The sequence below is a fragment of the Lentisphaera profundi genome, assembly GCF_028728065.1.
GTDB classification, from domain to species: domain Bacteria; phylum Verrucomicrobiota; class Lentisphaeria; order Lentisphaerales; family Lentisphaeraceae; genus Lentisphaera; species Lentisphaera profundi.
Genome location: NZ_CP117811.1, coordinates 2,375,559 through 2,399,932, shown reverse-complemented (window position 1 = coordinate 2,399,932; position 24,374 = coordinate 2,375,559). Strand labels below are relative to the sequence as shown.

General features: G+C 40.8%; 24 protein-coding genes and 1 pseudogene. 15 read left to right on the top strand and 10 right to left on the bottom strand.

The window, feature by feature from the left end; all coding sequences use genetic code 11:
* Positions 1 to 2: 2 nt before the first annotated feature.
* The 5 genes and pseudogenes from PQO03_RS22200 to PQO03_RS09740 form a co-directional block, all read right to left on the bottom strand.
* Positions 3 to 1,856 carry a vWA domain-containing protein gene (locus tag PQO03_RS22200; RefSeq protein ID WP_274149951.1) on the bottom strand — a complete coding sequence of 618 codons (1,854 nt, stop codon included), beginning with the start codon at positions 1,854 to 1,856 and terminating at the stop codon, positions 3 to 5.
* Positions 1,856 to 2,901 (bottom strand): annotated as a pseudogene (locus tag PQO03_RS09755) (vWA domain-containing protein). Before PQO03_RS09755 ends, PQO03_RS22200 begins: the two are co-directional and overlap by 1 nt.
* Positions 2,898 to 3,788, bottom strand: coding sequence for a hypothetical protein (locus PQO03_RS09750; RefSeq protein WP_274149949.1), 891 nt, complete (start codon positions 3,786 to 3,788; stop codon positions 2,898 to 2,900). The pseudogene PQO03_RS09755 and the gene PQO03_RS09750 overlap by 4 nt, the downstream one beginning before the upstream one ends.
* A complete protein-coding gene (locus tag PQO03_RS09745) occupies positions 3,785 to 4,648 on the bottom strand; it encodes a DUF58 domain-containing protein (RefSeq protein WP_274149947.1) in 864 nt (287 codons plus the stop codon). Before PQO03_RS09745 ends, PQO03_RS09750 begins: the two co-directional genes overlap by 4 nt.
* A gap of 2 nt (positions 4,649 to 4,650) precedes the next feature.
* On the bottom strand, positions 4,651 to 5,670 hold the full coding sequence (locus PQO03_RS09740) for an AAA family ATPase (RefSeq protein ID WP_274149946.1): 1,020 nt from the start codon (positions 5,668 to 5,670) through the stop codon (positions 4,651 to 4,653).
* A 157-nt stretch (positions 5,671 to 5,827) separates the two neighbouring features.
* Between PQO03_RS09740 and PQO03_RS09735 the strand changes: the two genes are divergently transcribed.
* Both PQO03_RS09735 and PQO03_RS09730 read left to right on the top strand, forming a co-directional pair.
* Positions 5,828 to 6,835, top strand: coding sequence for a serine/threonine protein kinase (locus tag PQO03_RS09735; protein WP_274149944.1), 1,008 nt, complete (start codon positions 5,828 to 5,830; stop codon positions 6,833 to 6,835).
* The gene (locus PQO03_RS09730; RefSeq protein ID WP_274149942.1) at positions 6,835 to 7,284 is read left to right on the top strand and encodes a hypothetical protein; all 450 of its coding nucleotides are present in this window, start codon (positions 6,835 to 6,837) and stop codon (positions 7,282 to 7,284) included. Before PQO03_RS09735 ends, PQO03_RS09730 begins: the two co-directional genes overlap by 1 nt.
* Here the strand turns inward: PQO03_RS09730 and moaC are convergent.
* From moaC to PQO03_RS09710, 4 genes are read right to left on the bottom strand one after another with little or no spacing between them, the layout of a single operon-like run.
* Positions 7,281 to 7,736, bottom strand: a complete 456-nt coding sequence (gene moaC / locus PQO03_RS09725) for a cyclic pyranopterin monophosphate synthase MoaC (protein WP_274149940.1) — start codon at positions 7,734 to 7,736, stop codon at positions 7,281 to 7,283. The genes PQO03_RS09730 and moaC overlap by 4 nt on opposite strands.
* Positions 7,736 to 8,185 (bottom strand): molybdenum cofactor biosynthesis protein MoaE, encoded by a 450-nt coding sequence (locus tag PQO03_RS09720; protein ID WP_274149938.1) that lies wholly within the window; start codon positions 8,183 to 8,185, stop codon positions 7,736 to 7,738. Before PQO03_RS09720 ends, moaC begins: the two co-directional genes overlap by 1 nt.
* 1 nt (position 8,186) lies before the next feature.
* On the bottom strand, positions 8,187 to 8,429 hold the full coding sequence (locus PQO03_RS09715) for a MoaD/ThiS family protein (RefSeq protein WP_274149936.1): 243 nt from the start codon (positions 8,427 to 8,429) through the stop codon (positions 8,187 to 8,189).
* Between the two features lie 3 nt (positions 8,430 to 8,432).
* Complete coding sequence (locus PQO03_RS09710) at positions 8,433 to 9,563, bottom strand: molybdopterin-guanine dinucleotide biosynthesis protein MobB (protein WP_274149934.1); 1,131 nt, start codon at positions 9,561 to 9,563, stop codon at positions 8,433 to 8,435.
* Between the two features lie 233 nt (positions 9,564 to 9,796).
* On the opposite strand from PQO03_RS09710, the gene purK reads away from it, so the two are divergent.
* From purK to PQO03_RS09690, 4 genes are all read left to right on the top strand, one after another.
* Entirely contained in the window at positions 9,797 to 10,915 is a 1,119-nt protein-coding gene (gene purK, locus PQO03_RS09705; protein ID WP_274149932.1) for a 5-(carboxyamino)imidazole ribonucleotide synthase, read from the top strand.
* A 3-nt stretch (positions 10,916 to 10,918) separates the two neighbouring features.
* Positions 10,919 to 11,419 carry a 5-(carboxyamino)imidazole ribonucleotide mutase gene (gene purE, locus PQO03_RS09700; protein ID WP_274149930.1) on the top strand — a complete coding sequence of 167 codons (501 nt, stop codon included), beginning with the start codon at positions 10,919 to 10,921 and terminating at the stop codon, positions 11,417 to 11,419.
* Positions 11,420 to 11,423: 4 nt separating this feature from the next.
* Positions 11,424 to 12,392 (top strand): L-threonylcarbamoyladenylate synthase, encoded by a 969-nt coding sequence (locus PQO03_RS09695; RefSeq protein ID WP_274149928.1) that lies wholly within the window; start codon positions 11,424 to 11,426, stop codon positions 12,390 to 12,392.
* A 746-nt stretch (positions 12,393 to 13,138) separates the two neighbouring features.
* Positions 13,139 to 14,578 carry a mannose-1-phosphate guanylyltransferase/mannose-6-phosphate isomerase gene (locus tag PQO03_RS09690; protein WP_274149926.1) on the top strand — a complete coding sequence of 480 codons (1,440 nt, stop codon included), beginning with the start codon at positions 13,139 to 13,141 and terminating at the stop codon, positions 14,576 to 14,578.
* Between the two features lie 538 nt (positions 14,579 to 15,116).
* Here the strand turns inward: PQO03_RS09690 and PQO03_RS09685 are convergent.
* The gene (locus PQO03_RS09685; RefSeq protein ID WP_274149924.1) at positions 15,117 to 15,365 is read right to left on the bottom strand and encodes a ferredoxin; all 249 of its coding nucleotides are present in this window, start codon (positions 15,363 to 15,365) and stop codon (positions 15,117 to 15,119) included.
* An 841-nt stretch (positions 15,366 to 16,206) separates the two neighbouring features.
* Here PQO03_RS09685 and PQO03_RS09680 point away from each other — a divergent pair.
* The 9 genes from PQO03_RS09680 (at position 16,207) to PQO03_RS09640 (ending at position 24,344) form a co-directional block, all read left to right on the top strand.
* Positions 16,207 to 17,457: a type II toxin-antitoxin system HipA family toxin gene (locus PQO03_RS09680; RefSeq protein WP_274149922.1), complete on the top strand. Its 1,251-nt coding sequence runs from the start codon at positions 16,207 to 16,209 to the stop codon at positions 17,455 to 17,457.
* A complete protein-coding gene (locus PQO03_RS09675) occupies positions 17,454 to 17,711 on the top strand; it encodes a helix-turn-helix domain-containing protein (RefSeq protein WP_274149920.1) in 258 nt (85 codons plus the stop codon). Before PQO03_RS09680 ends, PQO03_RS09675 begins: the two co-directional genes overlap by 4 nt.
* Positions 17,712 to 18,623: 912 nt before the next feature.
* On the top strand, positions 18,624 to 19,208 hold the full coding sequence (locus tag PQO03_RS09670; RefSeq protein ID WP_274149918.1) for a hypothetical protein: 585 nt from the start codon (positions 18,624 to 18,626) through the stop codon (positions 19,206 to 19,208).
* Positions 19,209 to 19,242: 34 nt separating this feature from the next.
* Complete coding sequence (locus PQO03_RS09665; RefSeq protein ID WP_274149916.1) at positions 19,243 to 19,638, top strand: GxxExxY protein; 396 nt, start codon at positions 19,243 to 19,245, stop codon at positions 19,636 to 19,638.
* 183 nt (positions 19,639 to 19,821) lie between these two features.
* Complete coding sequence (locus PQO03_RS09660; RefSeq protein WP_274149914.1) at positions 19,822 to 20,646, top strand: ABC transporter permease; 825 nt, start codon at positions 19,822 to 19,824, stop codon at positions 20,644 to 20,646.
* 30 nt (positions 20,647 to 20,676) lie between these two features.
* A complete protein-coding gene (locus PQO03_RS09655) occupies positions 20,677 to 21,063 on the top strand; it encodes a GxxExxY protein (protein WP_274149912.1) in 387 nt (128 codons plus the stop codon).
* Positions 21,064 to 21,435: 372 nt separating this feature from the next.
* Positions 21,436 to 22,683, top strand: coding sequence for an ABC transporter ATP-binding protein (locus PQO03_RS09650; protein WP_274149910.1), 1,248 nt, complete (start codon positions 21,436 to 21,438; stop codon positions 22,681 to 22,683).
* On the top strand, positions 22,676 to 23,644 hold the full coding sequence (locus PQO03_RS09645; RefSeq protein ID WP_274149908.1) for a class I SAM-dependent methyltransferase: 969 nt from the start codon (positions 22,676 to 22,678) through the stop codon (positions 23,642 to 23,644). Before PQO03_RS09650 ends, PQO03_RS09645 begins: the two co-directional genes overlap by 8 nt.
* Positions 23,645 to 23,666: 22 nt before the next feature.
* On the top strand, positions 23,667 to 24,344 hold the full coding sequence (locus PQO03_RS09640; protein ID WP_274149906.1) for an acylneuraminate cytidylyltransferase family protein: 678 nt from the start codon (positions 23,667 to 23,669) through the stop codon (positions 24,342 to 24,344).
* Positions 24,345 to 24,374: the final 30 nt, after the last annotated feature.

The following is a 24,374-nucleotide window of genomic DNA, read 5'->3' as shown; positions in this document are numbered from 1 at the left end:
TATTATTTATCCTGTTCTGGATTGAAGTGTTGGCGTTTATTTCGTTGTTCACGACTTTGGCGGATTAGATCTCGTAATTGTTGTTGTCGCTTAAGTTCGTCTTGGAATGCGGCGTTTGCTTCGTCCTCAGTCATTTGACTCGCTTTTTGTTGCTGTTGACCTGGCTTTTGTTTATCATTTGGATTCTCTTTGCCGGGATCTGTTTTTTGATCTTTGTCCTGCTGATCTTTGTCCTGCTGATCTTTGTCCTGCTGATCTTTGTCCTGCTGATCTTTGTCTTGCTGATCTTTGTCTTGCTGATCTTTGTCCTGCTGATCTTTATCCTGCTGATCTTTGTCCTGCTGATCTTTATCCTGCTGATCTATTTTTTGTTTTTGCTGGAGTGCTAGGTCAATATTGTATTGTAAGTCTTCGCTATTTGGGTATTGGCTCAAGAGAGTAATATAATCATTGATTACGGTCTCTAATGCTTTGCTTTGATTTGCGGGCTCACTAAGCAAGGCCTGCTTGTGCTTGAAGGAATTTAAATTTGCTAAGGCCTGTAATTTAATTCGTGGATCTCGTGCAGCTGCTCGATAGAGCTTGTCTAAATGCTCGAGTATCAAAGCTGGATATTCATTGAGTTTATTTTCGATTACTAAAGCACAATTATAGGACTTCATTTCAGTGATGGGATGAGTAATGTGTACACATATTTCATCAATTTTCTTTTTGAGTTCTTCCGGGGAGATTTTGGCTTTTTGAGTTTTGGTGGGCGAGCTTGCTTGAGGCGGGAGTTGTGCCTGAGCAGGTAGTTCAGGACTTAAAGCGAATACAATAAAGAGACTCAGTAATTTCGTAGAGATCTCTTTAGTTTTTGATTCTGAAATCCAAAGGCGAATCGTCAAAATGAGGATCGCAAAAGGTATAAATAGAAAGTAAAGTTCCGTACGAACTTTAATATTTTCTTTTTTACTTTCATCAAATTCCAAATCGTGAATGAGTGCTTCGATCTCACGGTGACCTGACTTGAGAGACTGTTCCGGATCCCATGGGATATATGTACCACCGGTTTCATCTGCGATTTGTTTGAGGGTACTGGTGTCGCTTAAGCTCATGACATAGTCTCCTTTTGAATTGCGGATGGGACGACCTTTTTCATCCAACACTAGCCCTTCGCGCTTGGGATCTCCTAAGCCAATGACATTGACAGGGATATTTTTCTTCTTCAAGGCATCGAGTGACTCACGCCACTTATCGTTCTCGGTTTCGCCATCACTTAGCAAAACGACGACACGACTATCGCGTTCATTTTCTTTGAATTGTTTTTGGGCGTTATCTAAGGCGTCTGCAATATTGGTTCCTCCACCCGGTAAAAGTGAGCTATTGAGGTCTGCAAGATAGAGCAAAACCATTTCGGGATCGGATGTGAGGGGGCATTCAATATTGGCAATTTTGGAAAAAGTGATAAGGCCAAAACGGTCACCAGGGATATCGCTCATCAATCTTTTAGCCCACCATTTTGAATACTCTAAGCGGCTTTGTTCATTCATATCTCGAACATTCATACTTTTGGAGATATCAATGAGAAAGAGTATTGAGCGACTGGAGCTTTCTTTTTCTTGGGCGATTTCTTTCCCTTGTGGACGCAGTAAGCACAGGCATAAGATGGCAATGATAATTATCAGTAGCGAATAGCGCATACGGCGGCGTGACTGTGAGAGTTGACTCATTTTAATTAAGTCTAAGCCATAGTCGAGCTTGAGTAATTTAATAATTTTACGTCGGTAGCTATTACCAAAAAATAGGCACAAGAGTGCAAAGGCGAAAATGGCAATGAGGTAGGGAAGTAAGTCGATATTTTTAAAATAAACCATTAGGGATACCTCATGAATAGGGAGTGAGACAAGAGGGTGGCAATCAATAAGCAAATCAAAGACGCCCAGACAAAGGGCATGAAATGTTCAGCATAATTGATATTATGAAAGTGCTTGAGTTCAACTTTTTCGAGTTGATCAATTGTTTTTAAGACGTCTTCCATTTTATCTGCTTGGCGAACAGAGAAATAAAGGCCACCAGTTTTTTCTGCGATTTCTTTGAGCAATTCTTCGTCAAAATCGGCATTGCTGGCGCTCAAACGACTAGAGCCAAAGAAGTTCTCAACATTCCAGGCGATTTCATTGCCGACGCCAATAGTATAGATCACGGCGTCAGACTTCTCTGCAGCTTTTGCGGCCATTCCTGGAGTCAGGTCGGTGTTAGCGGTATGACTGCCATCGGTAACGAGAATGATGATTTTTTTGGAGCCCGGGACTTTCGGAGACGAGCTAAGCCACCACTGATGGCAGCCGTTATATTTGTCTGACGATTGTAGTCGCCAAGATATTCAGTACTGATTTCTGTAAGCCTATTCTGAAGGTATTTATGGTCATTGGTAGGTGGGCACACACTATAAGCTTCGGCGCCAAAGACAACGAGGCCTAAGCGATCCGATTTGCGTTTTTCGATAAAGGCGGCGATGGCTTTTTTAGCATAGTACAGGCGAGGATGGAGTTCTTTGTTATCAATGGCTCTGGCAATGGCATTACGTTCAGTGGGGAGATTGTCTGGTTGATCGTAAGAACTCATACTCCCAGAAATATCTAAAGAAAATACAATGTCGACGCCATCTTTATAACTATAAGAATTTTCTTGGCCCGTTCTAGGCCGTGCGAGGGCCACAATCATTAAAGTGAGAGCAAGGAACTCGAAAAATATGGGAATGAGAAAGCGCGAGAAGGGCCTGTGTTCAGTTCCTCTTCTACCAGTGAAATGGGGAAGTGAAGAGACTTTGACAGCAGGTGGCTTTAGCTGGATTTGACGCCAAAAAAGTGGAATCAAAAGGATGAGTAGCAAAAGCAGCCAAGGGTACTGGAAACTCATTTCTGAACCCCTTCGACTAACTGGCTAGACCAGGATTGAAGTTGATGGAGCATGTTTTGGAATTCTTCCTTAGTAATGGCCTGCCGATGAAAGCGAGCACGGAAAATTTTATTCAGAATTGAACTTAAAAGCTGAGAATCATTTTCGCTGAGATTCTCCCAGGGTAAATGATTAACGGGACTCGAAAGAAAGGTTTCGCCGTGAATTTTTGCGAGAAGTGATCGCAATTCATCCTGGACAGTCATTAAAACAAAATGAGAGGGCTGATCATCATTGGCAAGCATAGTTTGTATGAATTGCAGGAATTTTTCTTCTTCAGTTGCACTTGCTTTTGGCAGTTTTTTGAAAAAAGCTAAGCTAAAAATTAAGCTAGAGAGAAGGATGATGGAAATAGTCACTGGAGATGAAAGGTATAGGCCAGAACTTGGGAGCTCAATTTCGCTAAAGGATTTCATTTGTGCTTCTTGAGGCAATGATCGTGCTTTGACTGAGAATTCAGGATACTTTATTTCTAGTTTTTGCATTCCTCGCGGGCCGTGAATAAGTAGCGTACGGGATAAGTTTTTGTACTCACCTTCGCGAATCGCAAAAAGACTTTCAGTCATAATCATGCGATTGATAAGTTGCGGTGTGAATTGGATGCCAGTTTGATGCTCTTTAAGGCCTTCTTCGAGCTCAAATCCTTGGATCTCATAGGAGGCGTGAAGAGGGATTTTGATTATAGTTTGAAATTTTATTGCTTCGGCAATTTCAAAGGATGCTTTATTTGTGCTGACCTCAATGACTTTGCTCTGCAGCTTTGTTTGCCATTTAATCCAATAAAACAAGGAGCCTGTGAGCAGGGTGAGACAAAAGAGAATGAGGATGAGTAGTTTTGTTTTTTTCATTTTCGGAGATTCCTGCGCTCAAAGAATTTCATGAGTTCGGCCACAGGATTACTCGTGTTTTTTAAGAGTATCCAATCGGCGCCAGCTTTTATACAGGATTTTTTATTGCGTTCGATAAATTGTTGTGCAGCCTTATGGATTCGAGCATTGGGTTTAAAGAAATCTACGAGCCCAGTTTCGGCATCTTGCATTAATAAAGGGGGGAGACGCTTTGGGATGTTGATTTCAAATTCATCTAAGATATTGATGACGATCAGGTCGTGCTTTTTTCCTACAGAACGAAGACTTTTCTCGTAGTTGTTATCCATTAAATCAGAAATGAGGAAAACGACGGATTTCTTTTTTTGAACCTGCATTAAGCGATCGAGTAGTTTCTTGATATTAGTTTTTTTACTTTTGCGCTGATGTACAATGAGCTCACGAGCCATGCGTAGGATGTGTTGCTTGCCGCGCTTGGCACGTAAATGCAGTTCTTCTTCATCACTATGCAAGATGAGGCCGACGCGATCGCGATTGCGGATAGCGCTAAAGGCAATGAGCATGGCAATTTCAATGGCATTTTGCATACGTGTTTTATCTCCACCAAAGTCGGCAGAACCAGAAATATCCACTAAGATATTAATAGTCAATTCGCGTTCTTCAGTGAATTGCTTGATATAGGGATGGCCCGCACGAGCAGTGACATTCCAGTCAATCGTACGCACATCATCGCCGGGGCTGTATTCGCGAATATCGCAAAATTCCATGCCACGACCCTTGAAAACCGAATGATAAGCTCCACCCGTTAATTCATCAACATTTTTGCGCGTTTTGATTTCTAGTTTTTTAACGGCAGAAATGATTTCCCGTGAGTTAAGCATCTTTAGGGTGCTTTAAGTTCACTGAGGATAAGTTGGATGAGGCGGTCACTCGTTAGGCCCTCTGCTTCAGCTTCATAGGAAGGGATGATGCGATGGCGTAAAACGTCGGGAGCTAAGGCAAGTATATCTTCAGGCAGGATGTAATTGCGTCCTTGGCAAAAAGCGCGAGTTTTTGCTGCAAGTGTAAGGCTCAGAGTCGCACGTGGAGATGCCCCGCAAGAAATAAGATCGGGAAGTGACTTTAAATTAGCATGTTGTTGACGTGAGGAGAGTTGCGCGGTCATGCCTGGGCGTGTGGCCATGATGATATCGACGATGTATTCCTGTAGGCTCTCATCAATGAAAACTTTATCCAGTAAATTCCGGGCGCGTAAGATATCTTCGGTGCTACAAATAGCCTCAGCTTTCACATCAACTTTTGGGCGAGCCATATTTCTTAGGATATTAAGCTCGTTTTTACGATCGGGGTAGTCAACTAATACTTTCATCATGAAGCGATCCATTTGCGCTTCAGGCAATGGATAGGTTCCTTCCTGATCGAGTGGATTCTGGGTGGCCATGACCATGAATGTTTCGGGGAGTTTAAAACTTTCACTACCAATGGTGACCTGCTTTTCCTGCATCGCTTCAAGTAGCGCGGACTGAACTTTCGCAGGGGCACGGTTGATTTCATCAGCCAAGACTAAGTTGGCAAAGATAGGGCCCTTTTTGACGGAGAAACTATGTTCGCGCGGGTCGTAAATTGAAGTGCCTACAATATCTGCGGGCAGTAAATCGGGTGTAAACTGTAGGCGACTTGAGTCGGCTTTGATCGCTTGGGCTAGAGTATTGATTGTAAGGGTTTTTGCTAAGCCTGGTACACCTTCGACGAGAAGATGACCTGAACAGATAAGTCCAATTATTAGTCGATCGACTAAATCTTCCTGCCCTGAAATGACTTTGGCAATTTCATTTTTTAAAGGCTTTATGAAAGCTGAGGCGGCAGCAATCTCATCTTGTGTTTCTGAGTCTCGATTATCCATATGTACTTTTAAATTCTTTGTGAGTTAAGGTGTTTATAAAAGATTGTTATGATTTGTGTTAAAATTATTACACTAATAGGCCTAGAAAATACAATTCATATTGATGATTTCAAAGTCTTAAGGCATATTATGCCCTTTACTAAAAAAGAGAAATGAAATGCGAATAAAAAAGAAGTCCTACAATAAAGCTGCGCCGATTGAGAAAGCCGTAGGTCTATTTATGCCATTTCATTGTGATTCCTGTCTACATAAATTGCGAGTTTCACAAGAGAATTATGGTTACGGGATGGTTTGTCCCTATTGCAAAGCAGGTGTTATTTGTCCTGCGCCATCTTTTCACGCAGGTGAGCAAATTGGCCCTTATTTAATTGATGGCTGGTTGGCAAAGGGTGCAATGGGAGAAGTTTACTACGGGCACGCAATTAAATCTGAGCGAGTTGTGGCGCTTAAAATTCTCAATACGGATGTGGATAGTAAGTATGCCTTCAGGCTTTTTGAGCAAGAAGCTTACATCATGGACCATTTCGAACATGAATGTCTACCGCGCTTAGCAAGCTTCAATCAGCATCATAATTATTATTACTTAGCCATGAATTATGTCGAAGGCGAGGGTTTGGATACACTTCTGCTTCGAGAGGGATCTTTTGATCAGATTTACGTACTTGATCTCATTATTCATCTCGCAGATTTATTGGATCATGTGTGGAGAAAGTTTGGAGCGATTCATCGGGATATAAAGCCAGCTAATATAATGGCAAGTGAAGATGATAGAATTGTTTTAATTGATTGGGGACTTGCTCACATTTACAATCATCCAATAGAAAATGATACTGATATTACTTTTGGAACGCCAGAGTATATTTGTCCAGTCATTGTCAGTGGAGAAACTAACCCTGATTATAGAACCGATATTTATTCAATGGGTGCAACCTGTTTTCATTTGGTGACGGGACAATTTCCTTTTCATAGTGAAAATGCTGAAGAAGTGATTGACCAAGTACTTCATGGAGAAGTCCCCTTAGCTCATGTTGTTAATTCTGAGGTGAGTCCTGAGGTGTCAAAAATTCTACAGAGAATGATGCAACGCGATTACGATGATCGTTATCAGAACTGGACAGACTTAGTTGAAGATGTGGAAAAAGTTAAAATGTTTATTTCTCTATAATGAATAAACTCAATCCTGAGGAAGAATTACAGCAGCTCAAAAAGTTGTATTCTGAACAGGATTATATCGAGAAAATACTGAATCAAATGGCGGCAGCTTTTAATATACTGCAGGTACGCAGTCAAATGATACTTGGCTTGATTACTGTCTGCCTCATGATTAGCGGATTTTCTGGTGAGCGCATTGCTGCCAGCGGTAAACTGGAATCGGCCTTGATTATCAGTGGCGTACTATTGGTACTTTTGTCAGGGGTTATCCTATTCAGGGGGCCTTTAACGCTAAATTGGATGACTGCCATACCCAACATTCAAGAAGATGAATCCTTGCAAAAATTGATAGAAATTCGCAATCTACGTACGAGAAAATATCACTTGGCAATTAAGCTTTTATTATGTGGCCTCAGTCTCTATGTACTGAGCCTAGCTTTGTTTATTGCATCTGGAATTTAGCTCAGGTCTTCTTTAGTTTTTGAATTGAGAGTGATATCAGTCATCACCATATTTTTATCCACTGCTTTACACATGTCATAGATCGTGAGTAGTGCTACCGAGACTGCAGTAAGTGCTTCCATTTCAACGCCTGTTTGACCATTGCAACGTGCGAGAGCTTCTACTCTGACGCCATCTTCGACGACTTCGGTGTCTACAGATACTTTGTTGAGCAATAGCGTGTGGCAGAGGGGGATCAGGCTGGAGCATTGCTTAGCAGCTTGGATGCCCGCAATTCTTGCAGTGGTTAAGACATCGCCCTTTTTCATTGAGTTATCTTGGATTTTGCTTAAGGTCTCGTCGTTTAAGCTGATTTTTCCACTGGCAATAGCGACGCGTTTTTGGATGCTTTTGTCGCCAACATCAACCATGTTGACTTTGCCTTCTTGATCGACGTGAGAGAATTCAGACATTAGTGCTCCTCGTGGTGTGCGTGTTTTGAACATTCATGGCATTCAACCCAGCCACTAGAGCCGTCAGTGTAATGTTCATTTTTCCAGATTGGGACGCGGGTTTTAAGCTCGTCAATAATGAATTCGCAGGCTTCAAAAGCGGTGCCGCGATGTTTGGCACTTACAATGAGTCGGACTGCAGATTCACCAATCTTTAGATCACCCGTGCGGTGAATGCAAAAAACTTTGTGGATGTTGTAGCGTTCGCCGGCTTCTTTGATGATGCGCTCACCTTCTTTAACCGCCAGGGCTTCATAGGCTTGGTACTCGAGGTGAGTCACATCGCGATTCTCATTGTGGTCACGTACACGGCCATCAAAAATGACATAGCCACCTGATTGGGGAGTGGCGACTTTTGCAACGATATCAATATCTTCGATGGCCTGTGCAGAGATATGGAAGTTTTGCATATTAACCTCCTGCTACTGGTGGGATGAAAACAATTCTGTCACCATCATTGAGTGCTGTATTCCAGTCACTAAATTCATCATTAATAGCGACACGGAACTTATCCTTATCATAAGAAAATGAATAGATCTGCTCTATTTCAGCATAGAGTTCCTCTGGGCTTTGAGCTTCAGAATTAAGGGCTTCGGAACTTTTTTTTGTGAAGTCGCCGAGCAAACTGAAGTATTGAAGATGATAGCAGTTCATTTTTTAGCCTTGGATTAATTCTTCTTTGATGCGTAAAGCATCTTCCGGGGTATTAGCATTATCTAAGTAATTATAGTCCCCTTGCTCAATAAGTGCTATCGAAGAGTTCAATAAAACTTTGCGTGGGCACTGGCGATTGGTTGCTAAAAATTGATAAAAACGATTCTGTGCCTTGGGTTCATAGATCGCAAATAAAGGTTCGGGCATGCCATCGTACTGAGATTTAAAGCAAGTTGCATAGCGTTGGGCATTGCGACCATCGCAAAGTTTAGCGAGGGCTTCGCTGTTGACTAAGGGTAAGTCACAGCCCATCACAAGCCAGGCGCTTGTGGAGTCATTTTTGAAGGCGGATAAGATTCCGCCAGTGGGGCCCAAATCAATGAATTTATCAGTAATCAATGGTAGGCCTTGGCAATCTGCTGGAACTTCTTGGTGCAGGTCTCTTACGGATAAATAAACTTCATCGCATTTTTCTTTGAGTAAATCATAAGCTTGGCGCGCCATGGATTGAGTCGAAAACTTCATGCTAGCTTTATCTTCACCCATGCGACGGCTCTTGCCGCCGACAAGTACAAGTCCCTTAGTTTTGGGGATTCTTGCTTCCCATGTAGCTAAAATAAGTTTTTTAATGGCGGGGATATTATCTCTATGTAAGTAGGGGATGGCTTCGGGTAGTTCTTGTGGTCGATCTTGTGCAGGGCCTACAAAGGCAATGACGTTCTCTAGATCTCTGTCGGCAATTTCTTCAAGCATTTTTTCGTTAACCAAGAGGATGCGAGGAGATTGTGTGTGGTTTTTATAGCCTTCGACAAAAACGATATCATATTCTAAGAGATTGAGGCTACGCCAGATTTCATTTGCAGGGCGTTTTTCTAGTTTAGCTCGTGCTTCAAGATTATTGATGACGACGGCTTGGGCACCCGCCAGTTGTGCTTGATGAGTATCTTTTCGAGGTTTATCCATTTCGAAACGGTGAGCATCAGACTTTGCATAGGCAATATCAAAATCCTCGTGCATTTCGTTGATTAAACGGCAGATTAATGTTGTTTTTCCAGAGCCAGAATAGGCACTGAATTTGATTTCAAAGGGATTGAATAGCCATGGTAGGCCACCGCGATGATGATTTTTGCTCATTAAAATATCTTCCTGGGGTTATTTCCGCCAAGATGTATCTCAAAAATGATTTGTCCACAAAAGAAAGGTGAAAACTCGCCCAGAAACTTTTTATAGAGGTGGCAAATGCAGTTTAGCAGAGGCTTGGCTTTCGCTTGAAGTGGAAAAACTATTCAGCTAAATCACTTAGACTTTTGAAGAAAAGAGAAAGTCCATTATTTTGGATAAATAATTTAAAGTAAGAGACAAGTAAAATGAAGACAATTGGTATCATTGGTGGTGGTCAGTTAGGGCGCATGATGACGCAAGCGGCCAAAAAGATGGGTTTTCACGTAATCGTGTTAGATCCAGGTGAGAATTCTCCTGCAGGACAAGTTGCAGATTCACAGATTATTGGTTCTTGGAATGATCCGGAAAGTTTAAAGAAAATTGTCGAAGAGACTGATATTTGTACTTATGATTTGGAACATGTCGATACCAAGGTCTTAATTGAGCTTGCTGATCAGGGCAATAAAATTCATCCCGATCCTCGTGTTTTGTCAGTGATTCAAGATAAGCTCTTACAAAAGCAGTGTATTGCAGAGGCAGGCATTAGTACCCCTGCCTTCATTGAATTAAAAGATGATGCGGACTTCGCCACTTTCGGTTTCCCCCTAGTACAGAAAACTCGTAAGGGTGGCTACGATGGCAAGGGCGTATTAGTGATGAAAGACAAAACGGCCATGGCAGAAAAATTGCCAGGAGCTTGCATGCTCGAAAAAATGGTAGATCTCGAGATGGAATTGGGAGTGATGGTCGCACGCGGGATTGATGGAGATATCGTCTCTTACCCCGTGACTGAAATGACTTTTGATGATCGCTCAAATATTCTCGATCTATGCATTGTCCCTGCAAGAATTTCCCCTGAACTCGAAGCGAAGGCACGTGATCTAGCGGAGAAAACTATTGAGGCACTGGGTGGTGCAGGTATTTTTGGCGTAGAAATGTTTGTGGACAAAGCAGGTGAGATTTTTGTTAATGAAGTCGCACCACGTCCTCATAACTCTGGGCATTATACTATCGAGGCTTGTGTGACGAGTCAGTATGAACAGCATATTCGCGCGGTAGCAGGCCTGCCCCTAGGCTCGCCGGATCAAACGCGTCCCTGTGTTATGTACAACCTTTTAGGTGAGCCAGGCTACACGGGTGAGCCATACCTCCATGGCCTTGAAGTTTGTCTCCACATCCCTGGAGTTTCATTGCATATGTATGGCAAAGCAGAGACCCGCGGTTTTCGCAAAATGGGTCACGTCACAGTGACTTCCACAGTTTTAGAAGATGCCTTAGATAAGGCTCTGATCGTTAAGAAAAATTTAAAAGTTATCTCGGAGTAAATTATGTCGAAGCCAGTCGTTGGAATTATTATGGGTAGTGATTCAGATCTACCAGTTATGGATGCAGCACGCGAAATTATGAAAGAATTCGGCGTGCCTTACGAAATCTCTATTGTCTCTGCACATAGAACACCTGATAAGCTATATAAGTATTCAGAGTCAGCAGCCGACCGTGGCTTAGAAGTGATTATTGCTGGTGCCGGTGGTGCCGCTCACTTGCCAGGTATGGTGGCAGCTATTTCTCCGCTCCCAATCATCGGTGTCCCGGTGCGCAGTTCGAATCTTCAAGGTTTGGATTCTTTGCTCTCCATTGTGCAAATGCCCGGCGGAGTTCCAGTTGCGAGTGTTGCCATTAATAATGCTAAAAATGCAGGCCTGCTCGCGGTGCAAATACTCGGTGGGAAATTTCCTGAGTATCGTGAGAAAATGATTGCCTACAAAAAAGGCATGGATGAAATGGTTCTCGAAAAAGCGGCAAAAATGGAAGCTGAGGACAAAGCTTAAAAAAATGGCGATTTTCCGAGGGACAGAGGAAAACATTAAAAAAGCTGCCAAGCATTTACAAAAAAATAATTTGGTGGCTTTTGCAACTGAGACGGTTTATGGTCTCGGTGCGAATGCTCTGTCTGCAGAAGCTTGTGAAAAGATTTTTAAAGCCAAGAAGCGGCCCAAATATGATCCGCTTATTGTTCATATTGCGGAGATGTACCAAGTCACTGACTTAGTTCAAGAAGTTCCCAAAGTGGCCTCGGATTTAGCCGAGGCTTTTTGGCCTGGTCCAATTACAATCGTTTTCAAAAAAACTGATTTAGTGCCTGAACTCATTACTGCTGGTTTAGATACGGTGGCAATCCGCATGCCTGCCCATCCTTTAGCATTAGCGTTATTAAGTGAAGCAAAAATTCCCGTGGCCGCTCCTAGTGCGAATCCCTTTGGCTACCTCTCCCCGACCACTGCGGAGCATGTGGATTCTCAGTTAGGTGAAGAAGTAGATATTATTTTAGATGGTGGTGAATGTGATTGGGGTATAGAGTCGACTATTGTGGATTGCACCAGTGGTGAAGCGATCATTTTACGTCAGGGTGCGATAAGTGCAGAGGACATCCGTCGCATCACCGGTTCAGTTCAGTACGGTAAAGCGGTTTTAGAAAGACCTCTCGCACCAGGGCAATTAGCGAGCCATTATGCCCCGAATACCAAATTAGTCATTTTAAAGAAGGATGAAAACCCTGGCTTTGCGCAATCAGTAAAAATCGGCTTTTTACAAATGGGGAAAGGGACTATTGAGGCGGATGAGGTTGAAGTCTTAAGTGAGCAGGACGATGATTTTAAATCTATTGCCCATAATCTCTTTTCGGCCCTGCATCGCCTAGATTCTCTAGGGCTCGACATTATTTACGTCTACGAACTCACCGGCAATGACCTCGCCGCCGCCATCATGGACCGCCTCCTCAAAGCCGCCGCCAAACGTTCCTGATTAGTTTACGCCCTTCGTGCTGAGTTTACGGACTTAGTGCTGAGTTTACGCCCTTCGTGCTGAGTTTACGCCCTTCGTGCTGAGTTTACGCCCTTCGTGCTGAGTTTACGCCCTTCGTGCTGAGTTTACGCCCTTCGTGCTGAGTTTACGCCCTTCGTGCTGAGTTTACGCCCTTCGTGCTGAGTTTACGCCCTTCGTGCTGAGTTTACGCCCTTCGTGCTGAGTTTACGCACTTCGTGCTGAGTTTACGCACTTCGTGCTGAGGTATTTCTTTTTGTCTATATTTAATTCAAAATTAAAAATTCATTATTTACAATTATCCATCTCCGTGCACTCCGTCAAACCATCGCTCTTCACCATGTCTTAGTGTGCATTAGCGAAGATTAGTGGTTTAAGCTTTTTCCTCTGTGTGACTCCGTGCATTCCGTGGTTCAATTCCTTTATTCAACATTAAACATTCATAATTAAAAATTATCCCCTCATCTGCACTGTCTACTAGGTCTGTGGTGAAAACCCTTACTCCCTTACTCCCTTACTCCCTTACTCCCTTACTCCCTTACTCCCTTACTCCCTTACTCCCTTACTCCCTTACTCCCTTACTCCCTTACTCCCTTACTCCCTTAAGCTCTCATCTTCAGCTGAGCTTCAAACTAAAATTTGTTTCGACTTATAGAATCCTTCACTTGCTGATAGGCCATACTTAAAGTAACTTGATAAAAATCAATTTTATCAAAAAAGGCATCATTATGAGTTTGTCAAAAGAAAATAATTTAGTTCCCGTCATTTTAGCAGGTGGTTCAGGAACGCGTCTGTGGCCATTATCTAGATCTATGTATCCCAAGCAATTTTTACCATTGTTAGCGGCAGATGAGAGTATGCTCCAATTAACCATCAAACGGCTAAATGGCTTGGCGAATTTAGCGGAACCCATTTTACTGTGCAATGATGAGCACCGTTTCTTGGCCGAAGAGCAGTTACGTCAAATAGCTTGCGAGTCAAATGGATTAATACTAGAGCCAGTAGGTCGCAATACAGCACCTGCCATCGCCGCCGCGGCTTTTCATGCAATGAAATCCTCTGAGGATGCCTTATTATTGGTTTTAGCAGCAGATCATGATATCAAAAATATTGGGGCCTTTCACGAAGCGATTGCTAGAGCCGTAGATTTAGCTCAGCAAGGTAAACTTGTGACTTTTGGGATAGTGGCAGATGAGCCAGAGACGGGCTATGGCTATATTCAGCGTGGCGAAGCTTTGGGTGATGCGAGTTATGAAATTAATAAATTTAAAGAAAAACCGAATCTTGAAACGGCGAAAAAATATTTAGCGAGTGGTGATTACCTTTGGAATAGCGGCATGTTTGTTTTTAAAGCGTCAGTGTATTTACAAGAACTCGAAAAACTTCGACCTGAACTTTATGAAGCAAGTCGCTTAGCTTATGAAGCTTCGGAGCAGGATTTGAATTTTATTCGTCTCAATGAAAAACTCTTTAGTGAATGTCCATCAGAATCAATTGATTATGCAGTGATGGAGAATACAAAAAATGCAGCGGTTGTCAGTTTGGACGCGGGTTGGAATGATCTTGGTTCTTGGGAGTCAGTTTATAAAGATGCAAATTCGGATGAGAATGGCAATGCCATTACACCTCAGACGGATGCAGTTTGTGTTGACACGAAAAATTCCTACATTAATGGCGGCTCACGATTAATTACCACTTTAGGCGTGGAGAATCTGATTATCATCGATACTCCCAGTGCTTTATTAATTGCGGATCGTTCAAAAATTGACTCAATTAAGTTGCTACTGACTGAACTTAAAGGTCGTGAAGAACTAGATCTGCATAGTACAGTTCATCGTCCTTGGGGTTCTTATACAACCGTGGACGAGGGTGAGCGTTTTAAAGTAAAAAGAATTACCGTAAAGCAAGGTGCCAAGCTCTCAACCCAACTACATCATCATCGTGCAGAGCATTGGGTAGTGGTTTCAGGGACGGCAAAAGTGCTTATTGGAGAAGAAGAAAAATTTCTTCATGAAAATGAATCTGTTTATATTCCCAAGGGCACAGTTCATTACTTAGAAAACCCCGGTAAAATACAATTGGATATCATTGAAATCCAATCCGGCGAATATCTAGGTGAAGATGATATCATTCGTCTCAATGATAAGTACGGACGTTCAGATAAGTAGATTACGCACTACGTGCTGAGTTTACGCACTACGTGCTGAGTTTACGCACTACGTGCTGAGTTTACGCACTACGTGCTGAGTTTACGCACTACGTGCTGAGTTTACGCACTACGTGCTGAGTTTCCGCACTTCGTGCTGAGGTATTTCTTTTTGTCTATATTTAATTCAAAATTAAAAATTCATTATTTACAATTATCCATCTCCGTGCACTCCGTCAAACCATCGCTCTTCACCATGTCTTAGTGTGCATTAGCGAAGATTAGTGGTTTAAGCTTTTTCCTCTGTGTGACTCCGTGCATTCCGTGGTTCAATTCCTTTATTCAAAATTAAACATTCATAATTTAAAATTGCCCCCTCATCTGTCCTATCCGCTAGATCTGTGGTGAAACCCTTACTCCCTTATTGGAGTGACAAGCTATATCAGGACAAGACACAAGACACTGAAACCTGAAACCTGAAACCTGAGACCTGAGAATGAAGCAAAAAAAAAGCCCGCATTCAAGCGAGCTTTTTTGAAGTGATGATGGATTAGTTGAAACTAAGCGTCATTACCAATTGAATCAACAGGGCAATCTTCTAGCTGCTCTTGGCAGAGCGCGATTTCGTCGTCAGATTCAGGTTGTTTGAAAACGTAGGCATTGCCTGCATCATCTTCTTGGAAAAATTCTGGTGCAGCTCCGTAGCAGAGACCACAAGCGATGCAGCCTTCGCCGTTATCGTCGTCAGCATCGGTGCAATAAAAAGCGCCGGTAACACTCTCAGCGTGTTTTGCGTCAATATTAGCCATTGTGTAAGTGTCCTAATTATCTAATGTTTGTTATATAAGTTCGCAAAAATACGCCCTAAGTCAAAAAATAAAAGTTCTTTTGTGAAAATGTGTTTTAATAAGGGGCGGAACGGATGGTCTTCGTCCTGAGAAAACGCGCTACGCGCTGAGAATGTTGTTCATTAATTCGTGGTTTAGGCTTTTGATTTTCTACAGGTCCATATATTATTGCGTATAATTCGGGGATCTATATACAATTCAAAATTTGCTTGCTCGGGACCGCGGACGTCCCGTCCGCTCCAAATTTAGGCTCCACAGCTGGGAGCACCGAATTCCATTCGGAATCGAACTCAGATTCAGGACATACCGAAAACTGCCAACTGAGTACCCTACAAAAAAACCTAGCACAGATCGTACAGATAAAACAGATTTTATTCTCACCTTGCTCCAATTCAAAATTAGCTTGCCCGGGACCGCGGACGTCCCGTCCGCTCCAAATTTAGGCTCCACAGCTGGGAGTACCGAATCCCATTCGGAATCGAACTCAAATACAGGACACACTGAAAACTGCCAACTGCCAACCCTACAAAAAACCTAGCACAGGTCGTACAGATAAAACAGATTTCATTCTCACCTTGCTCGAGATATACATATCCAATTCAAAATTAAGCATTCAGAATTTAAAATTGTCCCTTCAGCATCTGCACGATCTGTTAGATCTGTGGTTTCCCTCAACTTGCTTTTTCAAATCTTCATGACTCCGTCTTATATATGGATTGACTAGTACTTAGCTTGATATACTAAAATATTAGTATATAATAATCAATAAAGGTCATTTACAAACTATTATATTGGTAATTTTATGTTTTATGAGATCTACAAATTTGATAATTCTTTACAGAAATATGAGAGCATAGCGAAGTTCGAAAAAAATGATCGTGGGATTTTTTTGGAATATGATATGGACTATGTCTTTAAGCATATTGATAACGAAGCAGAAGCGCGAGTCAGTCTCGGCTTAGATTGTAGCTTTGAATTCTTCACTTATAAAGATTGGCCCGCCTTTATTTTAGATTTAATGCCTTCAGGCAATGGCAAGCGTTTTTTGCTTGAGAAATACGGGCGCGGAGATGATGACTTTCTTATACAAGTGGGTGCATGGAATCCCATTGGCAACCTACGAGTGACGGGAGAGTTGACCACAGAGTTTATCAAAAATATTTCCGGACAAGATTTTGTTTCTTTTACGGAAGATGAAATCATCCAGAAAAATGAAAACTTTCTTGCTCATGCCAAGGCTTGTGGAGTGCAGATTGATGGCGCCACGGATGTGCAAGGGGATGCACCTAAGTTTTTAGTTGCCAAGGATAGCGAAAATCACTTCTATGTTGATTCAGGCTTGCTGCCAAGTAAGCTCATTCAGGAGCATTTCATTGTTAAATTTCCGAGGGGTAAAACAAAAGCTGATCTTGAGGTCTTGAAAAATGAAGCCGCATATTACGAGGTGGCGCGTAACTTAGCTTTGAATACGGGCAAGCCGCTTATTTATAAAGATGGGGCACTCTTTATACCGCGCTTTGATCGTCAAGTAAAAGATGGGAAGCGCTATTGTTATGGCTTGGAATCTTTGTACTCTACTGCGCAAATTACTCAACGTGGGCAAATATCTGATAATTTCCTCTTTTGTGAATTGATTGCTAAGTATTCCACATCACCTGAGCAAGATATTATTGAGTTTTTGAAACGAGATCTGCTGAATGTTTTATTGGGCAATCCCGATAATCATGGCAGGAATTCAGCTATGCTGAAAAAAGAAAAAACGATTCGACTTTCGCCTCTCTATGATTTTGCCCCGATGTTTCACGATCCTAATGATATTTTTATGCGCCGTTCCATTTGGTTTAAGCATGAACAAGGAAGTCAGCCTCATTGGCGTGAAATTGTAGCTGAGCTTGGGCAGTACGGTGACCATATCTATGAGGACTTTTGTCTCTTTATTAAAAAACTGAAAGATTTAGAGCAGATTCTCAGGGCTTGTGATGTGGATGAATTCATTATCAAAAAGCGCTTGCCAGTGATAAAGCGAGAAATGAAAAAACTGGAGGCACTGTGAATTTAGCGAAGGATAGGAAGGCGATTATTCAGCAACTTGAAGAAGATTTGTTAAATAATCAATGCGAAATAGGGGAGGCAATCAAAACTATGCGCAAGAGTATAGGCCTCAATCAAAATGAATTCGCCAAACTCTTTGGGCTCACCGTGAATTCCTTAAGTCTATTAGAGAATGATAAATCCAATCCCACGCTCAAGACACTCAATAAAATTGGCTCAAAGTTTGGCTTTAAAATTAATTTTGTGGCAAAATGAAACTTGATTACTTTGTTAAGGCAGTCTAACTGTCTTGGCTGAGCGAAGTTCATTATTGTCTGATCGAGGAATGGCAATTTCTCGCAGGGGACGCCTTTTTCATCTGCACTATCTGCACTATCTGCACTATCTGCTAGATCTGTGGTTTCCTAAATCTACTGCCAACTGAGAACCCTACATAAAAACCTAGCACAGATCGTACAGATAAAACAGATTTTATTCTCACCTTGCTTGAATGATCTATACCCAATTTAAAATTAAGCATTCAAAATTCAAAATCATCTCCCCCTGCCGACACCTTTTTCATGCCCTTCCGTGGTTTAAATCTTTCCCGATTCACCATTAGCCTTTTTTTATCTGCACTATCCGTTAGATCTGTGGTTTCCCTCAACCTGCCAACTGCCAACTGAAAAACCTACCACAGATTGTACAGATAAAACAGATTTTATTCTCACCTTGCTCGAGATATACATATCCAATTCAAACTGCCAATAATTCAAAATTAAGCATTCAAAATTTAAAATTAAACTCTGCCAACTGCCAACTGCCAACTGAGTACCCTACAAAAAAACCTAGCACAGATCGTACAGATAAAACAGATTTTAATCGTCACCTTGCTCGAATGATCCATATCGAAATTAGCTTTCCCTGGGGTCGTGGACGTCTCGTCCGCACCAAATTCAAAATTAAGCATTCATAATTAAAAATTATTTTCAGCGTATTCAATTTTTAAAAAATACGGCTGAAAATTGAAAGTGGCTCTTGACTTCTATCGTTTATTTTATTATCTTTACCAAAAGAAACGATAATCAATGCTGTGCTCAAGAAAGTCAGTTTTGATGCGGAGCCTGCCTAGCTCATATTCTAGCTTGATTCGAGGCCGAAAGCAATAGCACTGCTCAGTAAATTATTATGATAGAAAAAAAAGAACTTCACGAACTCGAAATACTGAAACATGTGGAAGAGACGCCACATTTGAGTAACCGCATTGCCGCTCAAAAGCTTGGCTGCAGCATTAAGTTGGCTCATGAAGTTTTAAAGAAAATGGCGAGTCGAGGCTTGTTTCACATTAATAAAGTTCATTCCCGCCGCTGGGATTATTTTTTGTCTCCAAAGGGCATCGCTGAAAAAACTCGCTTAACCATGGGTTTTTTGAATTTCTCTATGTATTTCTATCAGCAAGCGCGCAAACTCAGTTCGCAGGTTTGCCGCGATCTATCGGAAGCGGGCATAAAAAAAGTTTCCTTCTTAGGCGCTGGAGACCTGGCTGAAATCGTCTACCTCGGTGTCAAGCAATGGGGCTTGGAATTAGAAGCGATTTACGATAATGATCATCAAGGTTTTTTGGACTATGAAGTCAATGCTCTTGACGACTTAAATAATCATTCGCACGGGACTGTATTAGTTTGCATGTATGACCCCAAGCAACCAACGCAAAAAAAATATTTGCCTGAGGGAGTAGAACTCGACAAATCCTTTCATTGGATATTCAATTAAAAAGTTTAAACAAGGAATTACGCAAATTTAACGAATGAAAGAGATTGTTTTAAAAGAAGAGAGTTATGTAATCATTGGGGCGTGTATGAATGTGCATAATGAATTGGGACAAGGCTTTCTAGAGTCAGTTTATCAAGAAGCCCTGGAGCTAGTTTTGAGTAAGGAAACTATCGCGAATGAACGAGAAAAAGAGCTTCATATTTCATTTCAGGGCCAAGCCTTAGCAAAAAAGTTCTATGTTGATTTTCTCTGTTATGATCAAATTGTTGTAGAGCTCAAAGCCGTAAAAGCCTTAGATCAAAACCATGAGGCACAAGTTATTAATTATCTCAAAGCGAGCAACAAACCCTTAGGTATTCTAGTGAACTTCGGAGAAAAGTCCCTTGTCTATAAACGTCTTATTAATAAGTATCATAATTCGTTTAATTAGCGAAATTCGCTGTTGGAGCTTTTAAAAAACATGCAACAACTAATGACACAGATTCCACGAATAAAAACACCAACTGAGAAGTACTCTAACTCAGGTCACCCTTAACTCATCTTCATTCGATTTAGTGTCGATTAGCGCAGATTAGTGGTTAAAACCTAAGAAAACTTTAAAAAAAATATAATCATGAAACACGAAACAATTATAGAAGCAGGAAAAACTGAAAGTCAGTACATAAAAGATATCTGGCATTATAAAGATCTCTTTTATTTCTTGGCTTGGCGCGATGTGTTAGTCAAGTATAAGCAGACCGTTATTGGAGTTGCTTGGGCGGTGATTCGTCCGCTTTTAACTGCAATTGTCTTTACTATCATTTTTGGTAAAGTAGCCAAGCTTCCTGCGGATGGCAATGTTCCTTACCCGGTTATGGTATTTGCCGCAATGCTGCCCTGGCAATTTTTTGCGAGTTCGCTCTCGGAGTCGAGTAATTCGGTAATTGCTAATGCTAATATGGTCTCAAAAATTTATTTTCCACGACTCATTATTCCCATCTCAGCCGTGATTGTTTGCTTCGTCGATTTTATTATATCTTTTGTGCTTATGCTGGGGGTAATGGCTTGGTACGGCTTTATGCCCGATATTAAGATTTTCTTGATGCCATTATTCCTCATTATGGCGATTTTAGCCGCGATTGGACCAAGCCTCTGGCTCGCGGCACTCAATGTGAAATTCCGAGATTTTCGCTATATCGTTCCCTTCCTCGTTCAGTTCGGGCTCTATGTATCACCCGTGGGTTTTAGTACTTCAGTGGTACCAGAGAAGTGGCGATTACTTTATTCACTCAATCCCATGGTAGGAGTCATTGATGGTTTTCGTTGGTGTCTACTTGGTGGAGAATCACAAATGTATTGGCCCGGCCTCTGGCTATCTCTAAGTTTAGTCTTTATCATGTTTTTCTCAGGCCTGTGGTACTTCAGGAAAACTGAGAAAAGCTTCGCAGATTTTATTTAAAGCTAACAACGAATTTCACAAATTGTACGAATGGAAAAGATTTTATTAAAAGAAGAGAGTTATGCAATCATTGGTGCGTGCATGACGGTTTATAATGAGTTGGGTCAAGGCTTTTTAGAATCGGTTTACCAAGAAGCCCTGGCAGTCACGTTTAATAAGACGGGTATTTCTAATGAAAGGGAACAAGAACTCGCTATTTCTTTTCAAGGACAAGTTCTTCAGAAAAAATTCTATGTGGATTTTTTGTGTTACGATAAAATCATTTTAGAATTAAAAGCGGTCAAAAGCTTAGATCACAATCATGAGGCTCAAGTTATTAACTACCTCAAAGCAAGTAATAAGCCTTTGGGTATACTTGTCAACTTCGGCGAAAGATCACTCGTCTACAAAAGACTTATCAATAAATATTATAAATAATTCGTTTAATTTGAAAAATAGTTATTAAAACTTAAAAACCTCAACAAGGAATGACACAAAATTCACGAAGAAAAACATCATCCAAATAACTTATGATGATAAGGCAATTTTTCCAGAACTCTTCCCTTATTCATTCTGTCAGACAAATAACCTAAATTAAATTCGTATAATTAGTGAAATTAGTTGTTAAACAGAGAATGCCACAGATTGTTAACTTCGCTTCGCCACAAGAACTCTAATGAAAACACCTTGCGGTACAAATTATTAATCCTTAAATTTTGACTCAATAAAATGTTAAAAACCAACCAAGTTTTATCAAAAAATATCTTTATTAATTCGTTTAATTCGAAAAATTAGTTGTTACCTTAAATTATGTCAGAATCAATTATTACAGTAGAAAACCTCTCTAAGTCTTACACGCTGAAGCATCAGCAGGAAGCTCATTATAGCACCCTGCGGGATACGCTTGTCAATGGAGTGAAGGGCTTTGGTAAAAAACTCTTAGGTCGCTCCGACCCCGACTTTCAAGAAAAGGAAGAATTCTGGGCACTCAAGGATATCAATTTCGAGATCAAGCAGGGCGATAGGGTTGGGATTATTGGACGCAATGGCGCGGGGAAATCAACTTTGCTGAAAGTGCTTTCACGGATTACCGAGCCCACAATGGGTCGCATTCACCTCAAGGGGCGTGTCGCATCATTGCTTGAGGTAGGAACTGGCTTTCACCCCGAGCTGACTGGACGCGAAAATATTTTCCTCAATGGTGCGATCATGGGTATGAGCAAATGGGAAATCAAAAAGAAGTTTGACGAGATTGTCGCTTTTGCTGAAGTGGAGAAATTTTTAGATACACCCGTGAAGCGCTATTCATCTGGCATGTATGTACGCCTCGCTTTTGCAGTTGCCGCTCACCTCGAGCCCGAGATCCTTGTTGTCGATGAAGTTCTCGCCGTAGGTGATGCTCAATTTCAAAAAAAATGCCTAGGTAAAATGGAAGATGTCGGTAAAGAAGGGAGGACGGTAATATTTGTAAGTCACAATATGGACATGATTAATCACTTATGTGAAAATGCCATTTTATTAGAAGAAGGAAATATTATAGATTACAGAGAAACCGAGGTAATCACACAGAAATATTTATCTGACAGATGTGGAGTTAGAGAAAGTGGTATTTTTAAATTTAAAAATAACCGGGAAAAAGGTGGTTTTCACGAGGTCATTTTTGGTGACGGGAAGACAAATTCTGTTCAGTTTGGTAATATGTTAACGATAAAAATTGTGTTTGAATTAAAGGAAATCATTTCCGGTTTTCATGTTGCGCTACATTTATCGAAAAGTAATGGAAGTGTGATTTTTACCACTGCAGATACAGATCTAAATAAAGAAAATTTCACTACTCGTCCAGCAGGTATTTATACGACTACATTATTGTTACCAGTAAACTCCCTTAATACGGATATTTATTATATAAGGTTATCAATGGGAATACCTGGGACAGAAATTATCGATGAAGCAAAGGAGCTGCCATTAGAGGTTGTAAGTAATGACCAAATGCTTTATGATGCAGGAAATAAACGTGGTGGACTATTAGTAGAAAAAATCGGATGGACTTATGAATAAAAAATATCTCCAACATTCTACATACTCATTACTTCTTGCTGATGAATGCAGTAAAATTCAAGATGTATTAGATACATTTGAGTATGAATCACTTCCTTGTTTGTGTGGTCACAACAGCGATTATAATGTAATCGCTAAAGTGGATCGTTATGGGTTGAGATTGGATACGATACAATGTTTACACTGTGGTTCCTTAAGATCTTCTCCTTATATGACTCAAGACTCGTTAGAGATATTTTACCAAAAATATTATAGAGATTTATATTCGTCAAATTTAGGTCCAGAACGTATATTTTCATCAGCTTATGAGCGAGGTGTAAAGTATTTGGCAATATTACAAAAGAATCTATTTTCGGGTGATGTATTAGAAATAGGGGCTGGCACAGGGGGAGGACTGATGCCTTTACATGAAAATGGATATAAATGTGTGGGCTGTGATTATGGCGAGGATTTTTTGGATTATGGTCTATCAAAAGGGTTGAATTTAAAAGTTGGTAGTTATGAGCAATTTATTGGAAAAAAAAAGTTTGACCTAGTGATCTTAAGTCATGTCTTTGAGCATTTTATAAAGCCTAAAGAAGAAATTAAGAAAATCAAAAAGTTACTTGCCCCTAATGGATTACTTCTGATAGAAGTACCAGGGCTGCTGAATATTAAAATATCTTATAGGGGCAATTTTTTAGAGTTTCTTCAAGGAGCACACCCCTATCACTATACAAAGAATTTGTTACATTACCTTGTCGTTAATTCAGGGTTTCAAATTTTAAGCGAAGATGAGGGGGTTTGTTGCTTATATAAAAAAAATAATTTAAAGCAAGATAAGTATGAACTCCAAAATGAGTATGAAACAATAACAAAGTACCTTAGAGATTTAAAATATTATAATATCTTAAAATTTGTCGATCCGGAATATATCATTCCAATGATTAAACATTACACTAAAAAATTCTCCCGAAAATAATTAAGGATAAATTCTGTAACTCATGAATATTGTAGCCATAATCCCTGCTAGGGGGGGATCGAAAGGCATTCCAGGAAAAAACATTATTGATTTTTGTGGTAAACCTCTCATTAACTGGACAATAGAAGCCGCACTAGGTTCGAATATTATTACTCGGACTATTGTTTCAACAGATGATATGAAGATCGCATCAGTAAGTGGTGAGTGTGGTGCAGAAGTAATCATGAGACCGGATGCACTTAGTGGTGATATCAGTTCTTCTGAGGTAGCTTTGCTACATGTATTGGAAGAATTGAAAAGCAAAGAGAATTATCAGCCTGATTTAGTGGTTTTTTTACAATGTACATCTCCATTGACAATACCCGAGGATATTGATGGAACAATTCGGGCGCTTTTAGAAAAGAAGGCAGATACGGCTCTAGCAGTCACAGACTTTCATTACTATTTATGGGAAGAAAATAATAATGAAGTATTGGGCATCAATCATGATAAATCAGTGCGTCTTATGCGACAAGAAAAAGAACCCCAGTATTTAGAAACGGGAGCTGTTTATGTAATGAATTATAGTGGGTTTATTAATTACAAACACCGCTTTTTCGGAAAAACAGTCATCTACAAAACACCACCCGAAAGGTGTTTTGAAATAGATGATGCTCATGATCTTATTATAGCAGAATCAATCTTTAAAAATAATAATTAAGCATAGGCTACTAAGGCCTATACTTGGATA